Raw genomic sequence first — 275 nt, 5'->3', positions numbered from 1 at the left:
CACCTTTTTTTGCTAGGTACCTATGGCCAAGCCCAACACTGCCAGCGCCCGCGCCGCTACCGCCGGGAAAGCCCAGGAACACAAGAAACCGCCTGCACAGCAGCGCAGCACGGAGACCTACGAGCGGATACTGGTCGCAACCGCACAAACCCTGTGCGACGTAGGAATCGAGCGTCTGTCGACCAACCTGGTATGCGAATGTGCGGGGCTCACGCCGCCGGCGCTGTACCGCTATTTTCCGAACAAGTACGCGCTACTGACGGTGTTGGGCGAGC

At 61.5% G+C, this 275-nt stretch carries 1 protein-coding gene; it reads left to right on the top strand.

Going from position 1 to position 275, the window contains the following annotated elements:
- Positions 1-22 precede the first annotated feature (22 nt).
- Positions 23-275 (top strand): TetR/AcrR family transcriptional regulator (locus AC0L3U_RS39370; RefSeq protein WP_473365117.1); only part of this gene is annotated, 253 nt, incomplete at its 3' end.

The organism is Bradyrhizobium sp. Kon69 (assembly GCF_055807515.1).
The sequence above is the reverse complement of the archived record's forward strand: the minus strand, read 5'-3'. Positions and strand labels throughout refer to the sequence as shown.